Annotated in this window: 2 protein-coding genes; both read right to left on the bottom strand. The window is 35.2% G+C overall.

Going from position 1 to position 2,655, the window contains the following annotated elements; all coding sequences use genetic code 11:
- Nucleotides 1–245 precede the first annotated feature (245 nt).
- On the bottom strand, nt 246–908 hold the full coding sequence (locus tag ACFIMA_RS09365; protein ID WP_375693769.1) for a hypothetical protein: 663 nt from the start codon (nt 906–908) through the stop codon (nt 246–248).
- Between the two features lie 81 nt (nt 909–989).
- Nucleotides 990–1,973 carry a hypothetical protein gene (locus ACFIMA_RS09370; protein WP_375693430.1) on the bottom strand — a complete coding sequence of 328 codons (984 nt, stop codon included), beginning with the start codon at nt 1,971–1,973 and terminating at the stop codon, nt 990–992.
- Nucleotides 1,974–2,655: the final 682 nt, after the last annotated feature.

The following is a 2,655-nucleotide window of genomic DNA, read 5'->3' on the forward strand; positions in this document are numbered from 1 at the left end:
GCTTCCTTTTCAATAAAGCCCCCTAAATCCCCCGTCTTAACATCATCAAAATCTTTTAAAGCTTTAATGCGATAAAGATTTATAATATTTCGAGTAAGTGCATGTTTGATTTTTTTATTTCACTGGTTAATTCGTATTTTTTGCACATAGAAGACCCTCACAATCTAATGTGATAAACAGTTGATAAAATTTGAAATGGAAAATTTGCTTAGAAAGCAGGCGCCCCCGCCGCGCCCGCGCATTATTTACGCAGCGTTATTTTCAATAATCTTTACAACGGTATCGTTTTCATAAACCTCACAATTTATGGGAACCCAATATAAATCACTATCTCTTTTTAATCTTGCATTGCCATAGACATTACCTCTAATCACGAAATAACCAGAGATTTTCGCATTACCATAAACAGAGCCATAAACATCAGTATGACAGCCCACGCTAGCATTCCCATAAACCTTGCCATAAATTTTAGCAGCGCCACTGATAACAGCATGATCATAAACTACCGCCTTGCTATGAATACGAGCATTTCCTGATAATTTTGCATTGCCATAAACCCGCGCCTGATGATAAACCCAAGCATTATAAGAAAGATGCGCATTGTCATAAACATGAGCATTTGCATAAACGCGGGCACGATTACAGACATGGGCATTGCCATAAACACTACCCATTATAATAGCATTATTAAAAACCTTGGCATTTTCATAAATATGGGCAGGATTTAAAACAAGAGAATTATCATAGATCCAGCAATTGCCATCATGAGAGAGGTTACTTTCATTTTCAATAAAACCACCCAAGGCACCAGCCTTAACATCGTCAAAATCCCTTAATGCTTGGATGCGATAAAGAGTTTGATTATTAAATACACGTGTCTCATTTGTGAGTGCAAACTTTTTTTGCATAGCACAATTCCTTTATAAAAAGATTTGAATTTTAGAATGAAATGTTTAAAGGGGGGCGCCCCCGCCGCGCCCGCGCGTCATTTACACAGTTGTAAAAACAATATCACCAGTGATAACAGATTCTTTATAATTGCCACCAATTTTGGTATCACCACCAATCTCAGTATAGCCAATTACCTTGGCATTGCCATAGACATGAGCATCACCATGGACCTTGCCATAAATTTTTGCATTGTCATAAATGCGAGCATCATCATAAACCTCGGCATTATCAGAAATTAAAGCATTATTGGAAACCCAAGCGCCACCATAAACCTTGCCATAAACCTTGGCATTGTCATAAACGCAGCCCCTATCATAAACATGGGCATAACCAGTCACTATAGCATTCCCATAAACCTTGGCTTCTCTATTGACCATAGCAGCGCCACAAACATGGGCATTATCGCAAACCCTAGCATTATCAAAAACTATAGCATTTTCATAAACATGGGCATTATCATAAACCTGAGAGGTTCCTAAAACACGTGCTTTATCATAAACCTCAGCATTGCCATAAATTCTAGTTTTATCAAGAAACTTGCCATAAATAGTGTCATAAATTTTTGCATTTCCATACACTTTAGCATGTCCAAAAATATCACCATAAACCAATGCGTTCTCATATACTTGCGCATTGCCATAAACCTCAGCTCTAATATGCACGCTAGCATTGCCATAGACCCTTGCATTTTCATAAATTTTTGCAGATCCAGTAATTTTTGCATTATCCGAAACATGGGCATTATCGTAAATACGAGCATCACCATAAACCATGGCATTGCCACCGACCCAACAATCACCATTATGAGCTAAATTTGCAACCTTATGTATAAAGCCGCCTAAATCACCAGCTTTTATATTAGCAAAATCCCTTAAAGCCCGAATGCGATAAAGAGTATAATCACCAACCTCTATTGTCTCTCCTGTAAATTCGTATTTTTTTGCAGGCTCTTGTTGATTAACAAGCGCAGTTTCATTTGAAATAGAAGAGATAACGGGGGTGGTTTTTACTGTAGTATTCATACTAATATGTCCTAATCAAGAGTTTTGAAATTGACACCCTATAAGGGGCGTCGGGCGTTCAAAACACGGTGATTAGTCCGTTGTTACGCTTTTCTCATAAGAGTATTTTATGGCGTAACTACACCCGACAAAATTATCATATATGCTAATCATAGCATAAAAGATAGCCAGTTTTTAAAAGCTTTGGAAAGATTGTTTCGTAATCTATCCGCTAATCACAAAGTGTTTTGATCACTTAAGTACTTATATAACAAAATATGTATTTATTGTCAAATAATATTTTATCTTTTTTGATATTTTTTTGTATTTTTTAAATACGTTGTGTATTGATAATATCTTATGCTTATTAATTGCTTCTTTTATATTCATGTGCTTTTAAAGCTATATTATAGGTTTTATGAAACGATTGCGTTATTTTCTGAATCTATACATTTATAATATTTAGAAACGATCTCATAATGCGTATTTTAAACTTTATAACCTATCAATTTTGTTACTAAATGAATTTTAAATTTTTTGTGAATTTTGTTTATAAGGGGCTTTAATTTAAACGACCTTAATAGCACCGCGCTCTTATAACAAATGCTTTCATTTGCATTTTTGCTTTCTCTATAGCTGTTATATGCTTTATAGCCACCGCATCATTTTTCATTTTCATAAGAGAAACGATAAATAGGATAAT

The sequence above is a fragment of the Bartonella sp. AP88HLJMH genome (assembly GCF_042195605.1).
In the GTDB taxonomy this organism is placed as follows: domain Bacteria; phylum Pseudomonadota; class Alphaproteobacteria; order Rhizobiales; family Rhizobiaceae; genus Bartonella.

What these genes read in the sequence shown, in the direction of transcription:
- ACFIMA_RS09365 (WP_375693769.1), bottom strand. Translation starts at nt 908, where the DNA reads ATGCAAAAAAAGTTTGCACTCACAAATGAGACACGTGTATTTAATAAT.
- ACFIMA_RS09370 (WP_375693430.1), bottom strand. Translation starts at nt 1,973, where the DNA reads ATGAATACTACAGTAAAAACCACCCCCGTTATCTCTTCTATTTCAAAT.